Consider the following 26,874-nt stretch of genomic DNA (forward strand, 5'->3'; position numbering starts at 1 on the left):
ACCGTTGCTATAGACCGCCGGCTCATTCCTTCGTCCCGTCGCGATAGGCCAGGAGCCGCAGCGCGTTGACTACGACCAAAAGTGTCGAGCCTTCATGGACAGCCACCGCTGGCCCGATGCCCAACCCAAGGATAGTCGCTGGAACCAGAAAGGCTACGACGCCCAGGCTTACGAACACATTCTGGCGAATGATCCATCGGGTATGTCGGCTGAGGCCAACGGCAAATGGCAGATGCGCAAGGTCGTCGGCCATCAATGCGACATCGGCCGTTTCGAGAGCAACGTCTGACCCGGCCGCGCCCATCGCAATTCCGACCGTAGCCGTGGCCATGGCAGGTGCGTCGTTGACACCATCCCCGACCATGGCGACTTTTGCCTGCGCCCTCAGCTTCTTGATCGCCTCAACCTTATCGTCGGGCATGAGGTCGCCCCACGCCTCGTCGATGCCGACCTGCTTGGCGACGGCATCCGCCACCCGCTGATTGTCGCCAGAGATCATAATCATGCGCTCGATGCCGAGCGCCCGCAGCTTCTCAAGGGTAGCGCGCGCCGCCTCACGCGGCGTATCCAACAGCCCGATCGCACCGAGATCCTGACCATCCCGGCGCACGATCATCGATGTGAAGCCACCTTTGCGCAGCTCCTCGATCGCCTCTGCCATTTGCGTGGAAAGCGGCGGAATGCCATCGTTCCCGAACATTTCCGCCTTGCCGATCAGCACTTCATCAACGTCCACAAGCGCTGAAACACCCCGCCCAGTCATGCTTTTCAGATTGCTGGCCTCCGGGATCGGCCTATTTCGAACATAGTCCCTGCCATCGCGCGCAATCGCCTGCGCGAGCGGATGATCGCTCAGCGATTCCACCGCCACTGCGATGGCCATCAGTTCTTCCTCTTCAACACCGGGTGCGGTGATGACTTTCTGGATGCGCGGCTCGCCTTTGGTGAGTGTCCCCGTCTTGTCGAAGGCTATGGCGTTGAGAGAACCCAGCAGCTCCAACGGCGCGCCACCCTTTACCAGCACGCCACCGCGCGCTGCCCTGGCCACCCCTGACAGAACCGCACTGGGCGTTGCGATGGCGAGCGCACAGGGGCTGGCCGCCACCAGCACCGCCATGGCCCGATAGAAGCTGTCGCGGAATGGCTCATCGACCACCACCCACGCGAACAGGAGGATGAAGGCCAGCGCGAGAACAGCCGGGACGAAAACACGCTCGAACTTGTCGGTGAATCGTTGGGTCGGCGATTTCTGCGTCTCTGCTTCGCTCACCATCTTGACCACCTTGGCGAGCGTGCTTTCGCTCGAAAGCCGTATCACCTCGATTTCGAGCAGCCCGCTGCCATTGATCGTACCGGCGAAGACGCGAGACTCTGCATCTAGCCGATCGACGTTTGCGCGCGCAGCTGCGGCGTCCGCGACCGGCTTTTTATCAACGGGCATGCTCTCGCCCGTGACAGGAGCCTGATTGATTGCGCTGGTCCCCTTGATGACGAAGCCGTCGGCGGCCACCCGCTCATCCGGCTTGACGACGATGACGTCGCCGATCGCTAGTTCCTCCACCGGGACTTCATGGGTGCTTCCATCCTTGCCGCGAACCAGGGCGGTCCTTGGTGCCAGCTCTGCCAACGCCTCGATCGCGCGCTTCGCGCGCCCCATGGCATAGTGTTCGAGCGCGTGACCCAGGCTGAAGAGGAAGAGCAGCAACGCGCCTTCGGCGAAGGCTCCAAGCGCGGCGGCACCGGCAGCCGCGACCAGCATAAGCGTATCGATTTCGAACTTGCGGAGTTTCAGATTGTCGATGGCCTCGCGCAGCGTAAAAAAGCCGCCGAAGAAATAACCTCCGATATAGCAGGCCGTCGGCAACCACGATGGCGCCCCGACCAACAGCTTTTCGATGCCATAGCCTATCCCCAGCAATGCACCGCACAGCAGCGCAAAGATCAGCTCGGTATTGGCGCCGAAAATGCCACCATGTTCATGGTCACCGTCTTCGCTGCCATGGTCGTGTCCAGCATGGCTTTCCTCAGCCTTCGCCTTTTCCGAGCCGTGGGAATGCCCTGAATGATCCTCTTGCGCCTTGGTACGAGCGATCGGCCTGACGCCCATCCCAGCCAGCCCCGACAGGATGATCTTGTCGGAAGTCTCTTCCCGATCAAACTCGACCCGAACCTTGCCCGATGCATCCGCGCTGGCCTCCAGCACTCCGGGGAGACCGCGTAATTTATCGCCCACGGTCCTGGCCCGACGTTGATGCCCGATACCTGTCATGTCCCAATGGGCATGGCCATAGCGGTCGCTGATCGAGGCACCCGCGCTCTGAACGAAGTCGCGGATGCGCTGCATTGAAAGCTGGTCGGGGTCGTAGTGGACGCACAGCTTTGCCGGCGCGCCATCGACGGCCGCGACGACATGCGCCGTTTCGACCCCTGCCCTTCCCTCGATGGATTTCAGCAAGCGACCGACGCAAGCATCGGCAGTGTCCGCTACCTCCGGCAGCACCAGCGGTATATCGAGTTTCAGCTTCTCGGTCATGCGTCCATCTCCGATCTTTCGATTGCTTCATGCAGAGCAAATGGGTGGATTGAGCCGCGCCTGATCATTTCTGCAGCCCATGATTGGCAAGCCAGGCGCGCATTCCTGCGATTTCCTTCCGCTGGGCTTTGATGACCTCACTGGCGAGGCGCCGAACCTCTGGGTCGCGCCCATATTTCAGTTCGACCTCGGCCATGGCGATCGCCCCTTCATGGTGGGGAATCATGGCGCGCATGAAATCCGCATCGGCGTCACCTGAAAATGGGACGTCCATCGCCCCATGCATCTGGCTGTTGACGGCCCGATATTCGGTGGTCGAAGCAGCCTCTGTAGGGGCAGGCGATGCGCGTTGGTGATCGGCATGCTGCGCCGCCGCCGGCGAGGATATTGCCATAACGGCCATGTTCAGCCCGATGAGCGTCACGCCCTTCATTCGATATGATGTCATTTCAGCCCTGCCTCTCGATTTGCGCTCGCTTCATTCCCGGCGTCCTTGAGAATTTCGAGACCGCCCTTGATGGCTATGGCGGCCGTCAGAAATCCGACGATCAGGTCGGGCCAGTTGGTTTTCAGCCAAATGACCAAGCCGCCGGCGACCAATATTCCGCCGTTCGAGACGAAATCGTTGAAGCTGAAGGTTGTGGCTGCCCGCAGATTGACGTCGGGGGCGTCAAGTTTCTGAAGCAGTCTGAGGCAGACATAATTGACCACCCCCGCTATTGCCGACATGACCATCATATCACTGCCGATCGGCTCGCTGCCGTAGAGATAGCGACGCACCACGTCGGCAAGGATGCCCACGGCAAAGACCAGCAGCATGATCCCTGACACAGAAGCTGCGCGGGTCTTCCACGCCGGGCCACGGGTTAAAGCCGCAATGCTGAGCGCATAGACGGCGGCATCTGAGAGATTATCGACACCATTGGCGATCAACGCGCTTGAATCGCCGACCAATCCAGTGACAAAAAAAGCCGCCGATATGGCCGCATTCAACAGCAAGACGATCCAAAGGGTCCGTCGTTCGATTGCCGAGGGTGAATTGGGAGGGATCTCAGCCACCTGCACCCTCCTTCATGGAGTTCCCAATGGCCTGTTCTGAGCGGATGCGAAGGCACCGCACAGCCTTGCGATCAGGACGGGTCATCGTCAGTGCGCCACTGCCCGAGATGGAGACGTTGAGATTATGGCCCACATAGGTCAGGCCAGTTGCCGGCGCCGACAGTCGCACCGGCTTTTCGGCGGGTAGCCGAGCAATATCCAGGGTCAGACCGTCAGCCAGAAAGTCGGCGTCATATTTGTAGCCGTCGTCACAGGCGTAGATTTGCTCACCGATCAGCGCCGGCAGCGAACTGCGATCATGCTTTCCGTCGGGATCATCGCCGGCAGATTGTTCGGAACATGCCGTCAGAACGGCTATCGCCGCTGCGCCCCCCAGAACGAGCAAGGGCAGCGGCAACAAACCTTTAGTCCTCCACTTGCTCATCCAACATCTCCGCTGTGCATATCTATCGCCATGGGCGCCCGAGGGGGCGCGGCGCCCATGGCGCGGGCCATCTCGCACGTCCCGAAAGGCTCAAATCGGTGCGGTGGCCGGTTCATATTCGATCAGTCGAACAGGTTACGCAGGAAGCCTTTGCGCCCACCATGGCCGCCGCCGTGGCTGCTCCCGTGGCCGCTGCCATGCTTGCCGCTCCGGCCATGTTTGTCACCGAACATGCCCAGCGTGCTGTTCGGTTCCTGATAGGCCGGCTGCTCGGCCATGCTGCGTTCGATGATCTTGTCGAGTTCGCCGCGATCGAGCCAGACGCCCCGGCATTGCGGGCAATAATCGATTTCGATGCCTTGCCGCTCGCTCATGACGAGATCGACTTTGCAAACGGGGCAAGGCAGGCCTTGATGGGCAGCATTATCTACCATGACTAATCCTTTCATATGGGGCGCGCCGACGGCGGCGCGCCGATGCGATCGGTGAAACGGAACGAGGATTCGGCTCAGTCATTGGCCGATCCGCGTGTCGGGGCCGTCGATACGAGTTTGAGTTGCGTCTTGCCGTGGGGCGGACGTAACGCGCGCTTCTTGAGGGCTTTCAGCAGGGCAAAATCATGCTCCTGCATTTCTTCGCGTATGGTGCGACGCGAGAGCCAGCCCGAGATGTTGCCCAGCCCGCCTCGGATTTCGAAGACATGGCGCACTTCTGAGCCGGTCTTTGCGGGGAGGATTTCGTAGCGCTCGCTGAACTTGAAAAAGCTGCTGATCTGCCCGCGCCAACCGAACCCCTGCGGCTTGTTGATATTGTCGATCTCGACCCATAGCCTGACCCGGCGCCAATCGAACAACCGAAACGAGAGCTGGGCGTGGGTTGCCTGAGCATTGAGCCGACCGAACCGATAGTGCGGATGCCAATGCTCATATCCGGCAAGCTCCGAAATGAAGCTCCAGCTCCTCAACTGTGAAATCGGCGCCATAAAAACGGTTTCCTCAATCATGTTCGAATTCTCACTGTCTTCGAGGACGGGGAGACCATGACGCACATGCCCTCACCCTCGCTCATCAGTGTTGAGGTTGCGGATGCTGTTCGCCGCCTTGCAGCTCTTCATGCTCTTCAAGATCCTCGTAGAGAGGAATCTCGCGCCGGCCGTAGCGGGCATAGAGCGTCGGAAGCACAAACAAGGTGAGCAGCGTTGCCGAGATGAGACCGCCAATAACCACGGTCGCGAGAGGCTTTTGGACCTCAGCGCCAGCACCTGTCCCCAAGGCCATCGGCACGAAGCCAAGGCTTGCGACCAATGCCGTCATCACGACGGGGCGAAGACGTTGGATCGCTCCGGTTCGGGCGGCCTCTGCCCTGTCCATTCCTCGTCGCATAAGTTCCTGAATGGAGGAGACCATGACGAGGCCGTTCAGCACCGCGATACCGGACAACGCGATGAAGCCCACAGCGGCAGATATGGAGAAGTCTATGCCCCGCAAGAACAGGAGCAGCACGCCACCAACCAGGGCCAGAGGAACACCCGTGAAGACGATAGCCGCGTCGCGAGCTGACCCGAGCGCCCCATAGAGGAGCATCAGGATAAGTACGAAACAGGCCGGGATCACGAGTTGCAGCCGCTCGCGCGCGGAGGCCAGATTTTCAAACTGGCCGCCCCAGACGAGATAGCTGCCTGCTGGCAGGCGCACGTCCTTGGCGATGGTAGCCCGCGCATCTGCCACGACGCTGGCGATGTCGCGTCCACGAACATTCGCCTGCACCACAACACGGCGTTTTCCATTCTCACGGCTGATCTGGTTTGGACCATCCACGATCCTGATGTCGGCGACGCTCGCGAGGGGTACGAACTTGCCCCCAGGAAGAGGAACCTGGACCTGCTGTAGCGTCGATAGGTCAGCGCGTTGGGCTTCCGATAGACGGATCACCACCGGAAAGCGCCGATCCCCTTCGAAGATCATCCCGGACTCGCGACCGCCCAAAGTTGCGGTCACGATGTCCTGTACGTCCTGCGCAGTCACACCGACGCGGGACATGGCATCGCGATTTACCCGGATATCGAGCATGGGAAGACCCGTGGTCTGCTCGACCTTGACGTCCGCAGCGCCCTGAGTGCGCCTGAGAACGCTGGCGATCTTCTCTGCGGTGGCGTTCATGGCGTTGAAGTCGTCGCCGAACACCTTGATCGCTAGATCGCCTCGCACGCCAGCAATCAGCTCATTGAAGCGCATCTGGATCGGCTGTGTGATCTCATATGCGTTGCCGGGGAATTTGTTCAGGTTGGCTTCGAAGCGAGCGACTAGATCCGCCTTTGTGAGACTCGGGTCGGGCCATTGGTCGCGAGGCTTGAGGATGATGAACATATCGGTGGCGTTGGGCGGCATGGGGTCCGACGAAAGTTCGGACGTGCCTGTTTTGGAGAAGACGAACTGCACCTCCTTTTGAGCCGTAAGCATCTTCTCGATGGGAACCTGCATAGCCTGGCTCTGCTGGACAGAGGTGGCAGGGATACGAAGGGCCTGGATGAGGAGATTGCCTTCATCGAGTTGGGGAAGAAAGACCTGGCCGAGCGACATGAACGCCGCGATGGCCAGCACGAAACCGCCGACACCCGTGCCTATGGTCAAGGTTGGCCGGTTCATCGCTTTGTCGAGACCGGGTTCATAGCGGGCCTTCAGCCAGCTCATGATCCGACCATCCTTCTCATCGACACGATTGGACAGCCAGATAGCGATCGCTGCCGGGACGGCCGTCAGTGAGAGAACAAAGGCAAAAACCAACGCGATAATGACGGTAAGCGCCATTGGCACGAAGGTCTTGCCCTCGACACCTGTCAGGGTGAGCAGCGGGACATAAACAAGGATAATGATGGCCTGGCCATAGACCGAAGGCCGGATCATCTCGCGCGCCGCCGATGCGACAACATTCAACCGCTCATGAAGGGTCAGCACGCGACCTTCATGTTCCTGGCGATGCGCCATACGACTGAGCGCATTTTCCACAATGATGACGGCACCATCGACAATAAGACCGAAGTCGAGAGCGCCCAAGCTCATAAGGTTGGCAGACACGCCGGCTTTGAGCATCCCAAATCCGGTCAGCAGCATCGTCACCGGAATGACCATCGCGGCGATGAGTGCGGCGCGGAAATTTCCGAGCAGAGCGAACAGAACGACGATGACGAGCAGTGCACCTTCACTCAGATTCTTCGCGACCGTCTTGATGGTTGAGTTAACCAGTGCGGTTCGATTGAGGACCGGTTGCACAACGACGTCAGGCGGAAGCGATGCCTGAATTTCCTGCAAGCGGTCTGCTACGGCCGTCGACACGGTACGGCTATTCTCGCCGATACGCATGATGGCAGTCCCAACGACGACTTCCGTGCCATTTTCGGATGCCGAACCCATACGTATGGCCTGCCCGGTTTTGACGGCAGCAACCTGGCCAAGGGTAATGGGCGTCCCGTCGCGCGTGGCGACGATGATCCGCGACAATTCGTTGGCGTTGCGGACAAGGGCGTCGGAGCGAACAGCCAGCCCTTCACCATTGCGATTGACAAATCCGCCGCCAACGCTGGTGTTATTGCGTTCGAGCGCAGTGCCGAGATCGGTGAGGGTGAGGCCTAGCGAGGCAAGCCGCTGGACATCGGGGACAACCTGAAATTGCTTCACATAGCCGCCGATGGAGTCGATGCCGGCGACGCCCTTGGTGTTCTTCAGCAATGGGCTTACGATCCAGTCCTGCGTGGTACGCAGATATGTGGCCCGTTCAGTCTCGTCAGTGAGGCGGTCGCCTTCCGGGGTGATATAACTTCCGTCAGGCTGCATGCCGGGTTCACCGGGCAGATGCTTGTCGTCCTTGCGGTGCTGAAGCTTGACGGTCCACATATAGACCTCGCCCAGACCCGTGGAAATCGGACCCATTTCAGGGACAGCTCCCTTGGGGAGATTTTCCGAAACCCCGGTTAGACGCTCGCCGACTTGTTGCCGGGCAAAATAAATGTCCGTCGATTCATCGAAAACAGCCGTGACCTGCGCAAAACCGTTCCGGCTAAGCGATCGCGTATTATCAAGGCCAGGGATACCGGCGAGTGCTGTTTCGATAGGAAAGGCCACCTGCTTTTCGACCAGTTCGGGCGAAAGGGCAGGCGCCTTGATATTGATTTGCACCTGATTGTTGGTGATGTCCGGCACCGCGTCGATCGGGAGACGATACAGGGCGACGGCGCCGATAACGGCGGCTATGGCGGTCAGAAGCAGGACGAGCCAGCGCTTGTGAACCGCCCAATTCACGATTGGGGCGATCATCGGCTCAATCCTCCGCCGCTTCGCTCTTGCCGAGTTCGGCCTTGAGCGTGAAGCTGTTGACGGTAGCGATCTGCTCGGTGCCCTTCAGGCCCGAGCGCACGATTACACTGGCGCCGCTGCTGTCGCCCAACGTAACGGGGACGGCCTGGAAGCCAGTCTTGGTTCGGACGAAAACGACCGACTTGCCCTCGTCGGTTTGCACCGCTGTCGTGGGCACGCTGATTGCGCCGTCCCCTCCGCTGCCAGTGAGCTGGACAGAAGCCGTCACCGGCTCGCCCACCCGCCATTCCATATTCCGATTGTCGAGCGTAGCGATGACCGGGACCAATCGCGTCTGTGCATCGAGCGCAGGAGACACGAAGCTGACCTTGGCCGTCGCTTGACGACCCGCGGCCGTCACCGTGACGAGATTGCCCGGCTTAACCCGACCCGCGTCAGCGGGTTGTAGGTTGAGCGACAGCGAAACGCTGGAAAGGTTGGCGATGCGATAGAGTTCAGCATCCGCCGCGACGGTCTGACCCAGAACAACGCTGCGCGAGATGACCTGACCGGAAACGGGCGCTGCAATGCCCAGACGGTTGAGACCGCCCCCACCCCCACCGGCGGCGGAGACCTGCTGCTGCGCCTGATTATAGGCAATCCGCGCTTCGATGGCCGCAGTTCGAGCAGCAATCAGATCCTGCTCCGGCGACACGCGCTGCGCAAACAGTCGCTGTTCGCGCGCCAGGTTGGAGTTTGCCAACGTGAGACGGGCGCGAGATGCCTCAACTTCGCCCTTGAGCTGCGCCGCTTCTCGGCTTTCTATGACGGCCAGAGTATCCCCGCGCCCCACCGACTGACCAAGATTCCGGGTCAACGATACGACACGCCCGCCAATCGCTGCCGATACGACTTGTGTGCCTTGCGGATCACCCTCGATCGTCGCCGGCAGCTCTAGCGTTCCTCCCCCTCCCACGGTCGGCCGAGCAATCTGGATGCCTGCCGACGCGATTTGGTCCGGCGAGAGCGTTATCTTGCCCTCGACGGGGGAAGCATCTGCCTGCTGCTGGTTGGCGGGGGCCGTCTCATTGCTGGCCTCGCTGCCGCCACCACAACCGGCGAGAAGAAAGGCCAAGGTCAGTGGCATTAGAAGCGCAGTGCTTTTCGTAAGTTTCATAGGATCAATTCCCCTGTTCTGGCGCGGGAGCGGTGAGACGCTGCAACCGGGCCTTGGCGTTCTGGTACGAGGCGAGTGCGTCGATCGCGGCGACGCGCGTGTCGGCGAGGGTCCGTTCGGCATCGAGCAAATCGAGCTGTCCGAACTTGCCTTCGCGATACCCGACACGAGCGATGCGGGCGGCCTCCTGCGCTGCTACAAGTGCAGGCCCGCTGGCATTGCGCGCCGTGGTCGCGGCATTATCAGCCTCGGCCTGGGCATCGGTAATGGCCTGTTCTACATCGAGCGCGGTCATACGACGCTGAGCTTCTGCGCGACTGCGTTCCGCGCTTGCCTGCGCCACCGCTGCCCGACCGGAATTGAACAGCGGTATCGGGATCGAAACGGAGAAGACCGCCGCGATATCCTTGCTGACCTCAAGACGCCGGAGCGCCGGACCGACCGTTACATCTGGAACGCGCTGGGATTTTGCGAGCTGGACGCCGGCGTCGGCGATGGCAAGATCCGCATCGGCCGCCGCCATGGCCAGCGTTCCAGCGCTTTCTACCGAGTTGGGGCCGTAAGTAGCAGGTGGCAGCAAATCGAGCACGGCGGTATCCAGCGGCCCGAAAATGGGCTTGCCGATCCGACGCGCGAGATTGGCACGCGCCGCATCCGCGAGCCTGGCTGCCCGCTCCGCGCCCGCTTGGGCATTCAGCCGTGCAACATCTGCCCTTTGCTCTTCGATCGGCGAAGCGCGACCCGCCTGAACCCTTACCTTGGCGGCATTAAGAGCATCTTGCGCGATACGAAGCTGATCGCGGGCCGTCACCACCCGGCGTTCCGCCGCAATCGCATCGATATAGAGTGCAGTCACCTGCACCCGAATATCGGCTTGGGTGATAGCCGCGATTAGCACGGCCCTGTTCGATTGGGCGTCCGCTACCGCAATGCGCGCCGAACGCTTCCCGCCCAGCTCGATCGGGATATTGACCCCAACAGTCGTTTCGGCTTGGCGAAAACCGCCATACGGCCCCGAACCAACGACGTTCTCAACCTGGCTCTGGACAGTAGGGTTAGGGCGGAGGCCCGCCACGGTCCGTCCCGCGCGAGCTGCATCGATCCCAGCCTGAGCCGCATCTGCTGCTGGGGCGCTTCCGCCTGCGGCCGCGACTGCATCATCGAGAGTGAACACAGCCGCTACAGACTGCTGCGCCGTTAGATTATCCTGTGCTTGCGCCACGGCGACGCAAGACGTGGCAGCCAGAAAGGCCGCAATGATCCTGTGCATGTAGAAATTCCTGATTGATAGGCATCAATCTGCGCACCCGGAATACGGGCGACAGTCAGTTGACTTTCAATCAGGCGATAGGAGGCCGCAAATCAGGCCCGACGGACCAACGACCGGGAACCGCCTCATCGACGGTCATCAGCGTTTCCGTGACGATAGCGAAAACGGTCGTCTCAGTGGCGCGGGCGGGCAGGAAGGAGACCCCACCGTGGCAACCATGATGATGGGGAACAGCTTTATCGGAATCGCCCTGCGATTGATCGCCGTCCCCTTCACTGTGAACTTGGCCAGAACATTCGATGCTGGTCTGGGTCGCAGAGAGTGTCGGGTTTGGAACTTCGTTGGCATGCACGGTCGCTACGGTCGTAAGCGACACGACAAGCATGCAAAGAAGGAGGAAGCTCCAGCGAAACATGGAGAGGCCTCTAGCCGATTTTCTGCGACCTGTCATTGCAAAGTCCATGCGGAGGCAAAAGAGGTCTTTGTGAGGGCTGCGATGTCGCCCTGCGCAACTGGTATCGATTCAAGCGCAGACGTCCCGTCGACAGGACGTGAAAACGCGAACGCGGCGATAGCCGTGTGCGTTTCGCCAGTCTTTGAGCAGTGGGCTTGCGCCATGTCTGATCCGATTCGCGTCGTTACGGCCTGTCATATGCACCCTGAAGTTACTATAGGGTCAATATGAAAATTGGCGATCTCGCGAAACAAACGGGCACCCGCGTCGAAACCATCCGCTATTGAGGGCATAGCGTACTTTCCACGCTATGCCCTCCGAAGGGCGCAATCTGCGCGCGCTGCTGCGGATCTTCCTCGATGCCGATGGCCAAAAGGCGCGCTGTCTGGATGGCGCCAAGCGGACTCTGGGTGATACGCGCGGCAGCGTCATCCAGCTTGGCGCTCTGGCTGATGCCACAATGAATCTGGCCGAAGGGTTCGAGGACGCGGAATCTGCGATGATCCTCAACGACCTTCCCGGCTGCGCGGCGGTGTGCGGTGTCGAGCGCTACCGGGAGATCACTATTCCCGATCATGTGCGGCGGATCGTCATCTACTCCCAGCATGGGAAGGCTGCGGCCGACGGGATTACGCGCGGGCACGACAATCTCACAGCCAACGGCCGTTCGCTCGACATCGTGTTTCCACCGCCGGGTGGGGATTGGAACGATACGCTGATGGCTCGAACTGCGATCCGGGCGTGAGAGCGCGTGCGCTTTTGGGCGGCGGCGCGGCCTTGCTTTTCGCGGTTACGCAATCCCCGCTCGGCAACCATCATCATCAGGATGCCAGCATTTCCTGTTCCGGCCTGGCGCCGCCCTCGGCCTGTCACGCTTTTACCAGGCTCGATCAGATCCTGCGCGATCCACGATGGGCGGGTCTGGGTTCGGGCCATCGTCAATCAGCCAAGGGAGTGGACCATGCCGCAGAACATCGCTGAGTTTCGGATCATCGGCCGGATCGGCAAGATCACGCCGCGCGACAAGGTGATCTATGTCACCGTCGCAGCCAATTATAACCGCCGTGATGGCGACGGGTGGAAGAGCGACCCCCACTGGAACAATGTCGTCGGATTCTCGAATGTCCGCGAGCAGATTGAGGCCGCTGGCAAAGGTGATCTGGTTCACATCACTGGACGAATGCGCGAAACCAGCCACGGGGAGGGTAACGAGGTTGCCTATCGCACGGAATTGATCGCAGACACCTTCTCTGTTCTGGCAAAGGCAGGCGGCGAGGAGTAATTTTGCGCAAGCGGGAGCGGCTTGGCAGCACGGCTCTATCTCCGCTGCGTTCCGACCGAACCCGCTCAGCGGTTTCGTCCCATGCGGGCGACGATCCTCGCTCGAAGCTGAGGCCGCCAATGCGGCCACATTTCCTTTTCCAGACCAAGGGGGGCGGCCTCCCCCCTTCCCGGCAAGGGCCAGGCCGTCTGCGCGCGTGCCGCGCTACGCTTGGTGGTCGCAGGGGTTTCCCCACCCTTCCTTCGCTGCGCTTCGTGCAGGGCGGGTGATACCCCTCCCCTGCGACCAGCCCTCATGCCGGTTCAACCCCCCCGGCTTCGCCAGCGGGCAGAAGCCGATGGACGCCATCGCCTTCGGCTCCATCGAAGAAGGGAAACAAACACATGACCCGCAAGACCACCCGCCAGAACACCGCCCCCCGCGCCGATGTTTACGAGGAAGTCACCGCCCAGATTATCGCCATGCTGGAAGCTGGAACGCGCCCGTGGTCGCCCCGTTGGGCTTCCGGTGCGGCAAGCCTGCCCTTGCGGCATGAGGGCACCGCCTATCGCGGTATCAATATCCTCTTGCTCTGGACCGCCGCCATGACGCGCGGTTTCATCAACCCTTATTGGATGACCTACCGCCAAGCCGCCGAGCTGGGCGGGCAGGTTCGCAAGGGCGAGAAAGGCAATCTTGTCGTTCATGCCGGAACTTTCACCCCCAAGGATGGCGAAACCGGCGAGCCTGTCACCAACAGCGAGGGCGAGGAAGCAAGCCGTAAATTCCTGAAGAAGTATTTCGTTTTCAACGTCGAGCAAATCTACGGCCTCGATATGAGCAAGTATCCCGTGCCCCGGATCGAGATCAAGAACCGCGACCAGCGAGACGGCGAACTTGACGCGGCCTTTGCCCGCTGGCCTGTGCCCTATGCCGAGGGCGGATCGAGCGCCTATTATAACCCCGCCGCCGACCATATCCAGATGCCCGGCTTTGCCGACTTTGAAAGCGGTAATGCCTTCTATGCGACCCTCGCGCACGAGGCCGTGCATAGCACCGGCCACGCCAAGCGCCTCGCCCGCGAAACCTTGCGCGATTACGGAAAATCACGCGAAATCAGGGCAGAGGAAGAACTTTTGGCCGAAATCGGGGCAGCCATGCTTTGCGCACAGCTTGGCATGGAGCCGACCGAGCGCGAGGACCACGCCGCCTATGTGGCCTCTTGGTTGACCGCCCTGCGCAACGACAAGCGGGCCATTTTCCGCGCTGCAGCGGCCGCACAGGCTGCAAGCGAGTTGATCCTCTCGCACATGGATGCGTCCGCGCAATCCAAGGCCGCCTAACGTCAGACCGGAGGGCGGCCCTGCGCTGCCCTCCCATCACCATAACAGCCAGACAGATCGCGACTTGCTGGCCTGACGAAAACAACGTCAGCGTTTTCGCCGTCGTGGCATTTCGCCTTTATTGTGAACCGTCGCGCTGGCCCCAGCGGGTACAACAGCATTTTCGTGGGTGCGTGAAGAGGGCGGGTTTTGCCTTCTACGATGGCCGGTGCAGCTACATCGCCCAGCGCTGCCTGTCGTTCTGCGTAGACGACCAAGCCAAGAGGGTTGCTACGTTCCGCACTACTGACGAACCAGCCTCAGGCCGTTGCCGACTACGATAAGGCTGGCTCCCATGTCGGCGAATACGGCCATCCACATCGTCCCATATCCTGTAAGCGTCAGCGCCAAAAAGATAGCCTTGATACCAAGGGCCAGGGTGATGTTCTGGATCAGCACGGCCCGTGTTTTGCGCGAAAGCCGCACGAAGCGGGCGATCTTGTTGAGATCGTCGTCCATCAAGGCAACGTCGGCCGTCTCGATGGCAGTATCGGAACCGGCAGCCCCCATCGCAAAGCCGATGTCGGCGCGCGCAAGCGCGGGAGCGTCGTTGATGCCGTCTCCGACCATGCCGACGTATCGGCCATCGCAGATGTAGCGTTCAATCGCCTGGAGCTTGTCCTCAGGCAACTGGTCGCCCATTGCCTTGTCGATCCCCACCTGCTGCGCGATGGCTGCGGCGGTACGGGAGTTGTCGCCTGTCAGCATCACCGTCTCGATGCCAAGCTCGTGCAAGGCTCGAATGGCAACGCGGCTGCTGTCCCTGATGGTATCGGCAACGGCGAGGAGAATGAGCGGCTCCTTGCCATCGGTCAGGACAATGGCCGTCTTGCCCTGCGCTTCCAGTTCGGCGAGCTGCGCCTCAATCGCTGGCGAGCATACCCCGGTTTCGTGGATCAAACGGTGATTGCCGAGCAGATAGTCGATGCCGCCAATTGTGCCCTTCACCCCGCGCCCCGGCAGCGCGGCAAAGCCGGTCACTTCGAGCAAGCCTATGCCGGACTCTCGGCCGGCTTGAGCGATCGCATAGGAAACCGGATGATCCGAGCGGGCGGCAAGACTGGTCGCAATGCTTAGGCTATCGATCCCCTCCGCCGCGCTGAACCACACGGTATCGGTCAGGGCTGGCTTGCCGTGCGTGATTGTCCCGGTCTTGTCGAGCGCGAGCACGGCAAGCCTGTGCCCCTGTTCGAGATAGACCCCGCCCTTGATCAGGATACCCTGGCGCGCCGCTGCCGCGAGGCCACTGACGATCGTGACCGGGGTCGAGATGACGAGGGCGCAGGGACACGCGATCACCAGAAGGACCAATGCCTTGTAGATCCAGTCCAGCCAGTTGGCAGCGAATAGCAGCGGCGGAATGAGGGCCACCGCAACGGCGCCGAGGAACACAACCGGCGTGTAGATGCGCGCGAACTGGTCGACGAAGCGCTGGGTCGGAGCACGCGCGCCCTGCGCCGATTCCACTGCCTCGATGATCCGCGCGAGGGTCGAATGGCCGGCATCCGCCGTCACAGCATATTCGAACGATCCAGCCTGGTTGAGCGTGCCGGCAAAAACCGGGTCGCCCGGACCTTTCTCGACCGGCATGCTCTCGCCGGTGATCGCCGCCTGGTTGATTGTCGAACGACCGCTTGTGACGGTGCCGTCCAGTGCAATGCTCTGACCTGGCTTGATCCGGACAACATCACCGATGCGCACCGATGCGGCCGGGCGATCGACCCACGAACCGTCCGGCTGACGAACGGTGGCATGGTCCGGGGCGAGCTGGACGAGGCCGCGAATGGCGTTGCGCGCGCGGACGAGCGACTTCGCTTCGATCAGCTCGGCGATGGCGAACAGCACCATGACCATTGCAGCCTCAGGCCACTGACGGATCAGCAGAGCGCCCGTCACCGCGATGCTCATCAGCGCGTTGATGTTGAGATTGCCGTGGCGCAGGGCAATCCAGCCCTTACGATAGGTATCGAGCCCGCAGAGCGCGACGGCGAGTAAGGCAACCAGCGCGACCATCCATTCGGGCAAGCCGGACCATTGCATGATCTCCGCGATCAATGCCGCAAGGCCGCCTGCGGTATAGGGCCACCACGGCTTGGTAGCTTCCTCGTGAGGCTCCTCATTGCCCTCCGGCTCGACGAGCTCGGCGTCCATGCCGAGTTCGCGAATGGCTGTCTGGACCGCTGACAATGCGCCGGTGCGATGGGTAACCGTCAGCATGCGCTGCATCAGACTGAATTCGAGCTCCTGGACCTCGCTCATGGCGCCAAGTTTCTTGCGGATCATTGCTTCCTCGGTCGGACAATCCATCTGGGAAATGCGCAGATGGGTGATGCTGCTACCCTCAGGCGCAGTCGAAAGCACGGACGGAACTGTCTCGTCCCGGGAAGTGGGCGCTGAATTTGAACAGCAGCAAGTATCGGTCATGAGACGACTCCGTCACGCCGCCGCTTTGCGGGCGGGCCTTTCGTTGTACCATCCACCTGCCACGATGACCGCGATCGTCAACAATTGGGCGCCAACCGTCTGCCAGGTCGGGAACAGCCCCAGTACCGGGATGCGTGGCATGTGAGCCAGCGGGGCAATGTCGATGATTCCCGCTTCCTGCAACGCGGATACGCCCTTGCCGGCGAGGACGACCGCCAAAACCGCGATCAACCAAGAACTGTATTTGAAGAACTCACCCACCGGAAGCTGGGCACTGAACCGTAACATGGCCCAGGCGATCAACGCCAAGACCACGACGGCCGAGATCGCACCGGCCAGAATGACTACTCCGCTCTCCTGTGCGGTCAGCGCAGCATAGAACAAGATGGTCTCGAAAACCTCGCGATAGACGACGATAAAGGCGAGACCGAACAGGAACCACGCTGAACTGCGCGACAGCGCCTTGCCGAGCGTTTCGTTGATATAGCGCTGCCATTCCCTGGCCTGCGATTTGCCGTGCATCCAGATGCCGACGGACAGCAGAACCACGGCGGCGAACAGCGAGCCGAACCCTTCGGTCAATTCCCGGCTTGCGCCGCTGATGCCGATGAAGAAGGTCGCAACAGCCCATGTCAACGCTCCTGCGGCAAGGGCCGCAACCCAACCGACGTGGACATGGCGAACCATCTCGCCGCGATCCGCCTTGCGCAGAAAGGCGATCATCGCGACCACGATCAGCAGCGCTTCCACGCCCTCGCGCAGCAGGATGGTGAACGCGCCGAGGAATGTGGACGCTGTGCTGGCAGCATCGGGCGAGAGCACTTCCTCGGCATCGCTGAACAGCCCATCAAGGATAGCCATGCGATCCTTGACCGCGCTGACCTGTTCGCCGCGGTCAATGGCTGCGCGAAGATTGCCCATTTCAGTCTCGATCCGCCCCATCAGCGTCGCATCGCGCGCGGCGAGCGCCGGCTCGACCGGCTCGAACCCGTCGAGATAGGCGGACAGCGCGAGCTTCTTGGCCGCCTCCCTGCCGCCGGCCTCGTAAGCCGTAAGGCTGGCCTGAAGCTTTTCATGAGCAACTGTCAGCGATCCGGCCTTGGCCTCACTCACCGCTTCGGGATGCGCTCGCAGATACCCAAGGACCGCATCAGCCTTGTCAGGACCAATCTGCCGTCCGAGCGAGGCAGGCGTCATCCCGGCTAGCGTGGCAAGGTTGGGAACCTGGGTGTGCAATGCGGCATCGCTCTTCCAGAGCTGTTCGCCCTTGCCCGAAACGGGGAAAGCGAAGCGTCCGATGTAGAACGCAAGGTCCCAGCGGTCTTGCGAGGGCAATTCGGAGAAGCTGCGCATGGCGGTGCCACCGAGCCCTTGGCCGATCACCTGATAGAGCGCAAAGGGGCTTCTCTCGCGGGCCCGCGACGCATCTGCAAAGGCAACCGGCACGGGGTTGAGCTTGGCGGCATCGGGTCCGTGACCGTCGCCGCTCAGGCCATGGCAACCTGCACAGTTTTGTGCGTAGAGCGCTTTGCCGCGCGCCAGATCAGGGGTTTTGCCGGGTGCAAGCGGGACGGGATAGGCCGCCAGCAGGTGCGCGGCGAGCGTCCGGGCGGACCTCGCTACATCATTCGGCGCGGCTTTCTGCACGACCATGCCTCGAAACGCTTTCGCTTCGGACAACAGCCCGGCCTTCTGCGCTGCTGGCGGCAGCGCCATTAGCTTGGTTTCGACCGCGCCGGCAAACTCGGTCATCTCCGCATATTCCGGCGCGCTCTTCACCTTTCCGTCGGCAACTGCCCCCGCATAATCGACCGCGACATAGTCGAGCAGCCGCCAGGCCGTCTGGACATCCTCGTCGCTCGGGTTTGCAAAGGCTGGGGCCGTTCCCGCCACCAGCAGGGACACCAGCAAAACGGCTAGGCGCAGCACGCGGGTCGCGGCTTTGACGGATTTCGGGGCGTGATTCGCGAATTCGGGCTTGCTCATTGCCCTCCGATACAATCTACAGCTACTGTAGAAGCAAGCGGTTTTTGCGAGCCGCTCGCAATATGGAGCCTGTAGATGAGTGACCCCGCGCGTTTGGCAATTGGCGACTTGGCACGGCAAACTGGCACCAAGGTCAACACAGTTCGGTTTTACGAGGACATCGGCCTGCTTCCGTGCCCGATGCGGACCGCATCTGGAAGGCGCATCTATAATGCAGCTGATGTCCGGCGGCTTTCGTTCATTCGCCACGGCCGCACCCTGGGATTCTCAGTCGACGAAATCCGCTCACTGCTGGCGCTATCGGATCAGCCTGAACGCGACTGCGGTGAAGCGGCAGCAATCGCGCGCCAGCACTTGCGCGACATCGAAGAGCGCATCGCCCGCCTGCAAACCCTGCGCAGCGCACTGGTGGGCGTCGCTGCGTCCTGTGATGGCGGCCGCGCCGCAGATTGCCGCGTGATCGAGGCAATTGCTGGCGTTGCCTTGCTCAATAATGAGTGAGCCACAAATCCTCGCGAAGTGATTGAGGTTATCGCATTGTGTGTTTCCACAATCGCGGTGCCTTACTCTCATGGCTATCGTTCAGGCGACGGATTCAGGGCTTGCTCCTCCAGCGACTGGAGGTTGTAGCGTCGGCGTTGCGTCAGGAGTCGGATGTAGCGATGCGGAGGAGTGATACGATGCCAAGCGTGAGAGCAATTGGCCGAATTGGCCTCGTAGTTTTCATTGGCTCGGCCATTCTGGCGAGCAACTCTATTGCTCAGTCAGCGCCTCCCGTCAGTCCATGCCCTATGGGGTCCGGAATGATGATGGGATCCGGAATGGCGGGCATGATGGGGTCTGGCCCGATGGGGTCTGGCATGATGGGCCAGCACGGCCAATCACAAACCAATATGAATCTGTCGGTCGATGATGTCAGGAGTTCGGTCGAGCGCTCCATTGCGATGATGGGCAATCCACGTCTTAAACCCGGAAAAGTGGTGGCGAGCACACCCGAGATCATCATCGCGGATATCGTGACAGTCGATAAGGAAGGACTCGTGCAACGCTTTGAGGTTAACCGACACACTGGTTCTTGGCGTCAAGTGCCATGATGTGGGCCAATGGTGCCTGCCAGAATGCAAGTTGGGGGACCTGGATGATGTTCCATGGTATTTTCTCCCTTCTGCTGCTTCTGTTGGCGATTGCCGGTATCGTTGCCTTCATTCGCTTGGGCCTGAAGCCTCGATCCAACAACACCGACTCAAGAAATCTTCCCGCTAGTCTCGAAATTCTCGAACGGCGTTATGCGAGTGGCGAGATCGATCGGGAAGAATATCTGCAGAAGAAGGCCGATCTCGGGGCCTAGGATTGCGCGATTGGGGGTGAGACCTATGGCCGTTTTTCCTATCAACATCAGCCGGATAACGGGCGAGTTCGCCCGTCACAGGGGGCGCTCGTTGTCGCTCATGTTGGCGCTGAGCGCGGTCGTGAGTGGTTGTGACTCACGCCAAGGGGCTGCCGAAGCATCGGCGGAGCGCCCGAGCTGGGGCAATACACAGGCAGCGGGTGTAATCTCTGGCAACGCCACCCGAGGCCAACAGATTGCGCAGGAAAAATGCGGGGCCTGTCATGGCGCCGACGGAAATGGCAGTCCAGATCCTCACTTTCCGAAATTGGCAGGGCAAAGCCTTCCCTACCTCTACTGGGAAATTCGCGCCTTCAAGGAAGGAACGCGCAAATCAGACATGATGGCTCCCAATGTCACCGCGCTCGCCTATGAAGACATCGCCGATGTTGCGACCTATTTCAGTCAGCAGACCCGCAAGCCCGATGAGCAAAAGGACGAAAGCCGGGTCGCCGAAGGTCAATCCCTGTTTTATTCCCGCATGCCCTCCTGCGCGGTGTGTCACACTGCGGGTAGCAGACGCGGCATGCCCATGAGGGGCATGATGGGCGGTGGTATGATGGGTGGAGGCATGGGCGGAATGATGGGGCCGGGTACCGCGAATGTCCCGAACCTCGAGGGCCAGCGCGCGGCCTATATCGTCGACCAGTTGAACCGCTTCGCCAGCGGCGAGCGCCAGGGCACGGTCATGAATCGGATGGCCGCGAGCCTGGATGACGCGAACAGGCAGGCGATTGCCGAGTTCCTGTCGAGCACGCCCTGAATCGTGGTATTCGAGCCGCCAATGTAGAGCCTGGCCTCCCTTTTCTGCTGAGGAAAGCACGATGAGCTATTATTTTGCCAAGACGCTGGAGACGGATTTCGAGAGTGCCGTGCGGCGCGCCACCGAAGTTCTGCAAGCGCACGGCTTTGGGATTATCTCCCAGATCAACGTCAGGGATACGTTCAAGAACAAAATCGGGGTCGAATTTCGCGATTATCTCATTTTGGGGGCCTGCAATCCTCAATTGGCGCATGAGGCGCTTCAAATTGAGGACAAGGTTGGCACAATGCTACCATGCAATGTCGTCGTTCAGGACATAGGCGCAGGGAAAGTCGAGGTGGCGGCAATTGATCCGGTGGCCTCAATGATGGCCATCGAAAATCCGGATCTGAAGCATGCGGCGGAACAGGTCCGCGAGATGCTACGCAGAGTGATCGAAAGTCTCTGAGGCAGAATGCCTTCGGAGATGAGTCTCCTGGTGGCTGGCCCAACGAGTCAAGATCGCCCGGTTAGGGCTTGCTGTGCTGGTTGATGCAGTCGCTTCTGTATCCTGCTGAGATCATGTTGTCAGCTCTCGCCTACTCACAAGCGGGCCATTTAGCGGTTGCTTCTACAGTGGCTGGAGATTGTAGAAGCGCTTCATGACCGAATCCGCCTCATCAATCCTCTCGTGTAATGGCGACGCGATTCGCAGGCAGCACGATTTCGCCCTGCGGCGGGTGCTGACGGTCTGTCTCGCTTTCAACTTCGCTTTTGGCCCGTGTGAGCTCGTCCGCAGCGCGCGGATCAAACTCAGCCCCACCCTCTGAATTCTTGGGTCCCATGCCATCTCTGTTGAATCCCTTAGGCTGTGCGCTTGCTGCAGCAATCCTCGTTACAGGTGGGGGCATTCCAACTGCTCGCGCTGAGACGTCCGCAGCCGCGAACGCTTCCGTCTTGACGCTGCCCGAAGTGCTCGAGCTTGCAGGCTCGGCATCACCCAATATCGATGCTGCCGATGCCGGTGTTCGCGCTGCTGACGCTGCGAGGCGAATTGCCGGACTTCGGCCTAACCCATCGCTGAACACCGATATCGAGAATGTCGGCGGTTCGCGCGCCTATAACGAGATTGAAGTGCCCAAGCAGACGGTTTCCATTGGCGTTCCGGTAGAGCTTGGCGGCAAGCGCTCTGCTCGGATCGCGGTTGCCGATGCCCAAGGCAATCGCGCGCAAATCGAGCGCATCGCTGCCGGCTCCGATTTGATGTTCGTGGTAACACAAGCCTATGTCGAAGCCGTAGCTGCCGATCGTCGCCTTACGACAGCGCGTGATCAGGCGGCGATTGCTGCCGAAGCTGTTCGCGCGGCCCATGTGCGTGTTGTCGCTGGCCGCGCGTCACCGCTCGAAGAGCAACGCGCCGAAGTGCTGAGGATCAGTGCAGACGCGGCCGTCGACCGTGCTGGACGTCTCGCCGACCTAGCGCGGGCCAATCTTGGCCGCCGGATCGGCCGACCGGTGACCAATGCACTCGATCAGGCATGGTTTGACCGTATCGGCACTTACGGACCACAATCGACTCAGAGTGGCAGTAGTCTGGCTGTCGCTGCTGCACGCGCCAGCGAAGATGCGGCTGAGGCCCAACTTCGCCTTGCCCGCGCACAGCGCCTGCCTGACGTGACTGTGACCGCGGGGGTACGCCGCGTGCCGATCAGTAACGGCGTTGCGGCAGTGCTTGGCATCTCCGTACCGCTGCCGCTCTTCAACAGTGGCGCTTCGTCGGTTGCACAGGCCAGCGCCGAGCGCGACCGAGCGACTGCCCTGCGCCGCGCCACCGAACTCGACACTGAGCAGGAAATCGAACAGGCGCGAGCCGATCTCGCTAATGCCATAGACTTTGTTGTTTTTATTTGTCTAGATGGAAATCGACGGGCAAGCTCAGGCCGCTTGTCTGCGCGGCAAAACGTTTCAAACCACGGTGGGTCAGGTCCCCTATGTGATATCGATCTCACTTGGGGGCCTGAAAGCGAGGGCGCATATTCGCGCACGCTCGAAAGCGGGCGCGTCTTGCGCAGGTCGACTATGTAACGTCCCATACGTGACTTTTCGGTCAGCGAGCGTCGGGGCGCCATGAATGGCTGACACTTCTTTGTGAGCATTTAAGCAAATATGGGCGTTACAGACCAAGTAACGTGCCAAGAAAAAAGAGAAGAGGGATGGGTCTTTCGTGTTTGACCTGACGCGAAAGGATCCTCTCTTGCCTGCATGTGCTTCACTGTCCGACGACTTTGCCATTCGCTTAATTGGGGCGTCAGCGCAGATCGGTCCATGCCTCGAAAGTGGGGCCAAAATTACCAGACGAGTCTTGAATTCGGCAATGGAGGATGCCTTTGGCGCGGGATCGACTGGCGGTGCATGGACGCAGCGTGACAGCTTCCAAATGCTCGAAATCGCCATCCTGGGAGCGATGTCGGGACGTAAATGGTCTGCTGATCCAGTACTAACCTTAGCTGCGTTGAGGGACTTAGAGACCCAACTTCCCACACAAACCGTCCGAAGCCAGGAACAAGTTGAGCAGCAACATTTTTCAACGCCGTTGGGATTGGCCTGGCTGGCGGCCTACCTTGCCGACATTCAGGCGGATGATGTAGTGCTCGAGCCCAGTGCGGGCACTGGAATGCTGGCTGTCTGGGCCAGACACGCTGGCAGCCTGTATCTCAACGAAATCAATCTCGTCCGCCAGGAAATCCTTCGCCGTTTGTTCCCCGGCGCAGTTGTGACTGGCTATGATGCCGTCCGCATCGGCACTCATCTGACCGAACGGCCTAGCGTTTTGCTGATGAACCCACCCTTCGCCCGTAACACCGCTGGCCTCGAAGATCCAACCACAGCCGTACGCCACTTGGCCGCCGCACTCGGCGTTCTGAAACCCAATGGGCGCCTCGTCGCCATCATGCCAGACAGCTTCCAACCACATGGCCGCCGCGCCGAACTGTTCCAGCGCGCGCTTCAGGGGGCGAGTGTGGCCTTTCATGCCCGCCTTGAAGGGGCCTTCACCAAACAGGGCACCTCGATTCCTGTGCGATTGCTGGTGATCGACAAGCGCGCGGGGGCCGGCAGCAATGCCGTCATTAACCGGTCAAAGATCGCCGATCTGGTCCCCTTCCTGTCCAAGGTTCCGCCGCGCCGGCGAATCGAATGCGAGTTACCACTTCGGATTGCTTTACCCATTGCAGCCCCGAAAGCGACGTCGCCTTTGCTTGGCAGCTTTCGCTCAGCCGGCCAGAAACTTAGCTCTGTGATGCCTTGTGGCGATGCCAACGGCGCGATTCCTCTGGCCTACACCTTGCGCGACACCATTGCGGATGCCGAACAGGCGGTGGGCGTCTATGTCGCCTATCGGCCCCAACGCCTAATCTTCGAGAATGCGACCGATCACCCGACCCAAATGGTGGAGTCGGCAGCTATGGCCTCGGTCGCGTTGCCGGCACCAAGCTATGTCCCCCAGCTTCCGGCAAAGGTGATCCGCGATCAGGTGCTCAGCCGCGCCCAGCTTGAAACGCTGGTCCACGCGCTCGATGCAACATCGTCCGATCTTACCGGCCGCTACCGGGTGCCTGAACGCGGGCTTGAACTGGTGCCTGATGCCGAAGGCGCCATCTATAGGCGCGGCTTCTTCCTCGGCGATGGCACGGGTGCTGGCAAAGGTCGGCAGCTCGCCTCGATCCTGATGGATCAATGGCTGCGCGGCAGCCGCCGCCATCTCTGGATCAGCGAGAGCAATGCCCTGATCGAGGATGCCCGCCGCGACTGGCAGGCGCTGGGTGGCATCACGCTCGACATCCAGCCTCTATCCAAGATCAAGCCCGAGGCCAGGATCAGGCAGGCTGATGGCATCCTCTTCGCCTCCTATGCCACGCTGCGCAGTGGCACTGGCGAGAAGACCCGCCTCCAGCAATTGCTGGAATGGCTCACCGCGGATTTCGACGGCGTGATCCTGTTCGACGAGGCTCATGCGATGGGCGGTGTCGCAGGTGGTGAAGGCCGGTTCGGTGCCACCAAGGGCTCGCAGCAGGGCATCGTCGGTGTCGAATTGCAGAACCGCCTGCCGCGCGCCCGGGTGATCTACGCCTCGGCCACGGGGGCGTCAGACGTGAACAATCTGGCCTATGCTGTCCGGCTTGGGCTGTGGGGCGAAGGCACGGCGTTCCCCGATCGCACCTCCTTTATCGCCCGCATCCGAGAGGGCGGCATCGCGGCGATGGAATTGGTCGCCCGTGAATTGAAGGCGATGGGCGTCTATACGGCGCGCGCCCTTTCTTACGCTGGCGTCGAATACGACATCCTGGAACACGCGCTGACCCCGCGCCAGATTGCAGACTTCGACGCCTATGCCGATGCCTGGGCGATCATCCACCGCAACCTTGAAGCGGCGCTGGGGGCATCGGGTGTCACCGATCCGCTCGAGGGCAAAACCTTGAATGGTCAGGCGCTGTCGGCGGCGCGCTCGCGCTTCGAGAGCTCGAAGCAGCGTTTCTTCGGCCAGCTCCTGCTCTCGATGAAGCTGCCCTCGCTGCTTCCCGCCATCGAGGATGCGCTGGCCACCGAGCACAGCGTGGTCATCCAACTGGTCTCGACAGCCGAGGCCTTGCTCGACCGGCGCCTGGCCGACCTCTCTGCCGAGGACCGTGCCGAGATCCAGCTCGACCTTTCACCCCGCGAGATCGTTGCGGACTATCTCGACAATGCCTTCCCGACCCGCGCCATGGAAAGCTACTGGGACGAGGATGGCAATGAGCGTTCACGTCCGATTGTCGATGAGGCGGGGAATCCGGTGCATTCGCAGGAGGCCTTGCGGATCAAGGCAGAAACGCTGGAACTGCTGGGCGCACTGCCACCGATCGTCCCGGCACTCGATGCGATCATCTCCCGCTTCGGCACCGATGCGGTGGCCGAGATCACCGGTCGCACGCGCCGCCTGGTGACCTTGCCCGACGGCAGCCAGCGGCTTGAATCGCGCACCGCCAACCAGTCGCTGGCCGATGCCAATGCCTTCATGGGTGGGGCCAAGCGCATCCTCGTCTTCTCGGATGCCGGTGGCACGGGTCGTTCCTACCACGCCAGCCTTGATGCCAAGAACCAGCAGCGCCGAATGCACTTCCTGCTGGAGCCGGGCTGGCGGGCTGATCGCGCCATCCAGGGACTTGGCCGGACCAATCGAACGCATCAGGCGTCGGCGCCAGTGTTCCGCCCCGTCACCACCGATTGCCTCGGCGAACGGCGCTTCATCTCGACCATCGCCCGCCGCCTCGATGCCCTTGGCGCGCTGACACGCGGCCAGCGCCAGACCGGCGGGCAAAACCTGTTCGATCCTGCTGACAATCTCGAGAGCGATTACGCCCGCGAGGCCCTGACGCGTTGGTATCACCTGCTGCATCAGGGCAAGCTCACCAGCATCGGCTTTGCTGATTTTTGCGAGCGTACCGGCCTCCAGCTTGAGCAGGAGGGCTGCCTCACCGACAATCTCCCGCCGATCCAGCGCTGGCTTAACCGCATTCTGGCGCTGCCGATCGCGCTCCAGAACGCCGTCTTCGATGAATTCCTGGGGCTGGTCGAGGCTCGGATCGATGCGGCTCGCAAGGCAGGCACCTTCGATGCCGGCGTCGAGACCTTGGTGGCCGACAAGCTGACCATCATCAAGGAGCGGATCCTGCGCGAGGATGCCAATGGCGCCTCGACCCAGCTTCTGACACTTGAAGCGCAGTGGGCGCCCAAGTTCACGCCGCTTGCCGAGATCGTGAAGCGCATCGGCATCAAGGCCCGGCTGCTGCGCAATGGCCGCTCGTCGCGCGTGGCGGTGCTTATGCCCGATCGCACGCGCCTGATGGACGATGGCACGCCGGTTGCCAGTTTCACGCTGCACCGGCCTGGCGGCCTAAGCTGGCTCACCTCCGACGAACTCGCCGAGAGCCATTGGGACGATTGTGAGCGTGAGGTTTTCGAACAGGCCTGGCAGGCGGAAGCCGATGATCTGGCGACCAAGCCCTATACGGAGCGCTTCTACCTCGCGACCGGCCGCTTGTTGCCGATCTGGAACTTGCTAGGCGATGAGGCGCAAGTCCGCCGTCTTGTCACCCAGGATGGCCGGTCTTTGCTGGGGCGCATTGTGCCCGCCGAAGCGGTCAACATGCTGCTCGACAAGCTGGGTATCGGCGATTGCATCGCGCTATCGCCCGAGCAACTGGTCGATGCGGCGCTAGGCGGCAAGGTCGTGCCCATTGATGTCTTGTCCGGCACCAGCCTCAAGCGCTCCCGCGTCAACGGCGAGCAACGGCTTGAGGTCATCGGCTTTGATCCGCGCGCGCTGCTGTCATGGAAGGCCAAGGGCTGCTTCACCGAGATCATCGCCTATCAGACTCGGCTGTTCATGCCGGTGAGCAGCGCTCGGGAAATCGTGGAGGCGTTGGCGGCTTAGCGGCTGCTCAGAGG

The 26,874-nt window shown here is 61.2% G+C and carries 23 protein-coding genes; 11 read left to right on the forward strand and 12 right to left on the reverse strand.

Going from position 1 to position 26,874, the window contains the following annotated elements; translation table 11 throughout:
• Positions 1-22: 22 nt before the first annotated feature.
• The 10 genes from EOE18_RS10460 to EOE18_RS10505 form a co-directional block, all read right to left on the reverse strand.
• The gene (locus EOE18_RS10460) at positions 23-2,533 is read right to left on the reverse strand and encodes a heavy metal translocating P-type ATPase (protein WP_127709245.1); all 2,511 of its coding nucleotides are present in this window, start codon (positions 2,531-2,533) and stop codon (positions 23-25) included.
• A gap of 64 nt (positions 2,534-2,597) precedes the next feature.
• A complete protein-coding gene (gene copM, locus EOE18_RS10465) occupies positions 2,598-2,966 on the reverse strand; it encodes a CopM family metallochaperone (RefSeq protein ID WP_127709247.1) in 369 nt (122 codons plus the stop codon).
• A gap of 11 nt (positions 2,967-2,977) precedes the next feature.
• Positions 2,978-3,583: a cation efflux transmembrane domain-containing protein gene (locus EOE18_RS10470; protein ID WP_127709549.1), complete on the reverse strand. Its 606-nt coding sequence runs from the start codon at positions 3,581-3,583 to the stop codon at positions 2,978-2,980.
• A gap of 1 nt (position 3,584) precedes the next feature.
• Complete coding sequence (locus EOE18_RS10475; RefSeq protein WP_246027386.1) at positions 3,585-4,016, reverse strand: hypothetical protein; 432 nt, start codon at positions 4,014-4,016, stop codon at positions 3,585-3,587.
• 122 nt (positions 4,017-4,138) lie between these two features.
• The gene (locus tag EOE18_RS10480; protein WP_127709249.1) at positions 4,139-4,450 is read right to left on the reverse strand and encodes a TFIIB-type zinc ribbon-containing protein; all 312 of its coding nucleotides are present in this window, start codon (positions 4,448-4,450) and stop codon (positions 4,139-4,141) included.
• Positions 4,451-4,524: 74 nt separating this feature from the next.
• Positions 4,525-5,019 carry an SRPBCC family protein gene (locus EOE18_RS10485; RefSeq protein WP_127709251.1) on the reverse strand — a complete coding sequence of 165 codons (495 nt, stop codon included), beginning with the start codon at positions 5,017-5,019 and terminating at the stop codon, positions 4,525-4,527.
• A 64-nt stretch (positions 5,020-5,083) separates the two neighbouring features.
• Positions 5,084-8,326, reverse strand: a complete 3,243-nt coding sequence (locus EOE18_RS10490) for an efflux RND transporter permease subunit (RefSeq protein ID WP_127709253.1) — start codon at positions 8,324-8,326, stop codon at positions 5,084-5,086.
• A gap of 4 nt (positions 8,327-8,330) precedes the next feature.
• Entirely contained in the window at positions 8,331-9,482 is a 1,152-nt protein-coding gene (locus EOE18_RS10495; protein ID WP_181953045.1) for an efflux RND transporter periplasmic adaptor subunit, read from the reverse strand.
• Between the two features lie 4 nt (positions 9,483-9,486).
• A complete protein-coding gene (locus tag EOE18_RS10500) occupies positions 9,487-10,752 on the reverse strand; it encodes a TolC family protein (RefSeq protein ID WP_127709255.1) in 1,266 nt (421 codons plus the stop codon).
• Between the two features lie 70 nt (positions 10,753-10,822).
• Positions 10,823-11,167, reverse strand: coding sequence for a hypothetical protein (locus tag EOE18_RS10505; RefSeq protein ID WP_127709257.1), 345 nt, complete (start codon positions 11,165-11,167; stop codon positions 10,823-10,825).
• Between the two features lie 349 nt (positions 11,168-11,516).
• Between EOE18_RS10505 and EOE18_RS10510 the strand changes: the two genes are divergently transcribed.
• From EOE18_RS10510 to EOE18_RS10520, 3 genes are all read left to right on the forward strand, one after another.
• A complete protein-coding gene (locus EOE18_RS10510) occupies positions 11,517-11,951 on the forward strand; it encodes a toprim domain-containing protein (RefSeq protein WP_127709259.1) in 435 nt (144 codons plus the stop codon).
• A gap of 216 nt (positions 11,952-12,167) precedes the next feature.
• Positions 12,168-12,488 (forward strand): single-stranded DNA-binding protein, encoded by a 321-nt coding sequence (locus tag EOE18_RS10515; protein ID WP_127709261.1) that lies wholly within the window; start codon positions 12,168-12,170, stop codon positions 12,486-12,488.
• Positions 12,489-12,871: 383 nt separating this feature from the next.
• The gene (locus EOE18_RS10520) at positions 12,872-13,810 is read left to right on the forward strand and encodes an ArdC family protein (RefSeq protein WP_127709263.1); all 939 of its coding nucleotides are present in this window, start codon (positions 12,872-12,874) and stop codon (positions 13,808-13,810) included.
• Between the two features lie 282 nt (positions 13,811-14,092).
• On the opposite strand, the gene EOE18_RS10525 is transcribed toward EOE18_RS10520, so the two are convergent.
• Together EOE18_RS10525 and EOE18_RS10530 are read right to left on the reverse strand one after the other, a co-directional pair.
• Complete coding sequence (locus tag EOE18_RS10525) at positions 14,093-16,132, reverse strand: heavy metal translocating P-type ATPase (RefSeq protein WP_246027387.1); 2,040 nt, start codon at positions 16,130-16,132, stop codon at positions 14,093-14,095.
• Positions 16,133-16,285: 153 nt separating this feature from the next.
• Positions 16,286-18,259 carry a cytochrome c/FTR1 family iron permease gene (locus tag EOE18_RS10530; RefSeq protein WP_127709265.1) on the reverse strand — a complete coding sequence of 658 codons (1,974 nt, stop codon included), beginning with the start codon at positions 18,257-18,259 and terminating at the stop codon, positions 16,286-16,288.
• A gap of 75 nt (positions 18,260-18,334) precedes the next feature.
• Between EOE18_RS10530 and EOE18_RS10535 the strand changes: the two genes are divergently transcribed.
• The 8 genes from EOE18_RS10535 (at position 18,335) to EOE18_RS10565 (ending at position 26,860) form a co-directional block, all read left to right on the forward strand.
• Positions 18,335-18,760, forward strand: a complete 426-nt coding sequence (locus EOE18_RS10535) for a MerR family transcriptional regulator (protein ID WP_127709267.1) — start codon at positions 18,335-18,337, stop codon at positions 18,758-18,760.
• A 302-nt stretch (positions 18,761-19,062) separates the two neighbouring features.
• A complete protein-coding gene (locus tag EOE18_RS10540) occupies positions 19,063-19,353 on the forward strand; it encodes a hypothetical protein (protein ID WP_127709269.1) in 291 nt (96 codons plus the stop codon).
• Entirely contained in the window at positions 19,350-19,607 is a 258-nt protein-coding gene (locus EOE18_RS10545; protein ID WP_220445998.1) for an SHOCT domain-containing protein, read from the forward strand. Before EOE18_RS10540 ends, EOE18_RS10545 begins: the two co-directional genes overlap by 4 nt.
• 25 nt (positions 19,608-19,632) lie before the next feature.
• A complete protein-coding gene (locus EOE18_RS10550) occupies positions 19,633-20,409 on the forward strand; it encodes a c-type cytochrome (protein WP_164852727.1) in 777 nt (258 codons plus the stop codon).
• 61 nt (positions 20,410-20,470) lie between these two features.
• Entirely contained in the window at positions 20,471-20,857 is a 387-nt protein-coding gene (locus EOE18_RS10555) for a DUF302 domain-containing protein (protein ID WP_127709273.1), read from the forward strand.
• Positions 20,858-21,050: 193 nt separating this feature from the next.
• Positions 21,051-21,218, forward strand: coding sequence for a hypothetical protein (locus EOE18_RS18460; protein WP_164852728.1), 168 nt, complete (start codon positions 21,051-21,053; stop codon positions 21,216-21,218).
• 127 nt (positions 21,219-21,345) lie between these two features.
• Positions 21,346-22,473, forward strand: coding sequence for a TolC family protein (locus EOE18_RS10560; RefSeq protein WP_164852729.1), 1,128 nt, complete (start codon positions 21,346-21,348; stop codon positions 22,471-22,473).
• Between the two features lie 352 nt (positions 22,474-22,825).
• Positions 22,826-26,860 (forward strand): strawberry notch family protein, encoded by a 4,035-nt coding sequence (locus EOE18_RS10565; protein ID WP_246027388.1) that lies wholly within the window; start codon positions 22,826-22,828, stop codon positions 26,858-26,860.
• The last annotated feature ends 14 nt before the right edge of the window (positions 26,861-26,874 follow it).

It is taken from the genome of Novosphingobium umbonatum (assembly GCF_004005905.1).
In the GTDB taxonomy this organism is placed as follows: Bacteria; Pseudomonadota; Alphaproteobacteria; order Sphingomonadales; family Sphingomonadaceae; genus Novosphingobium; species Novosphingobium umbonatum.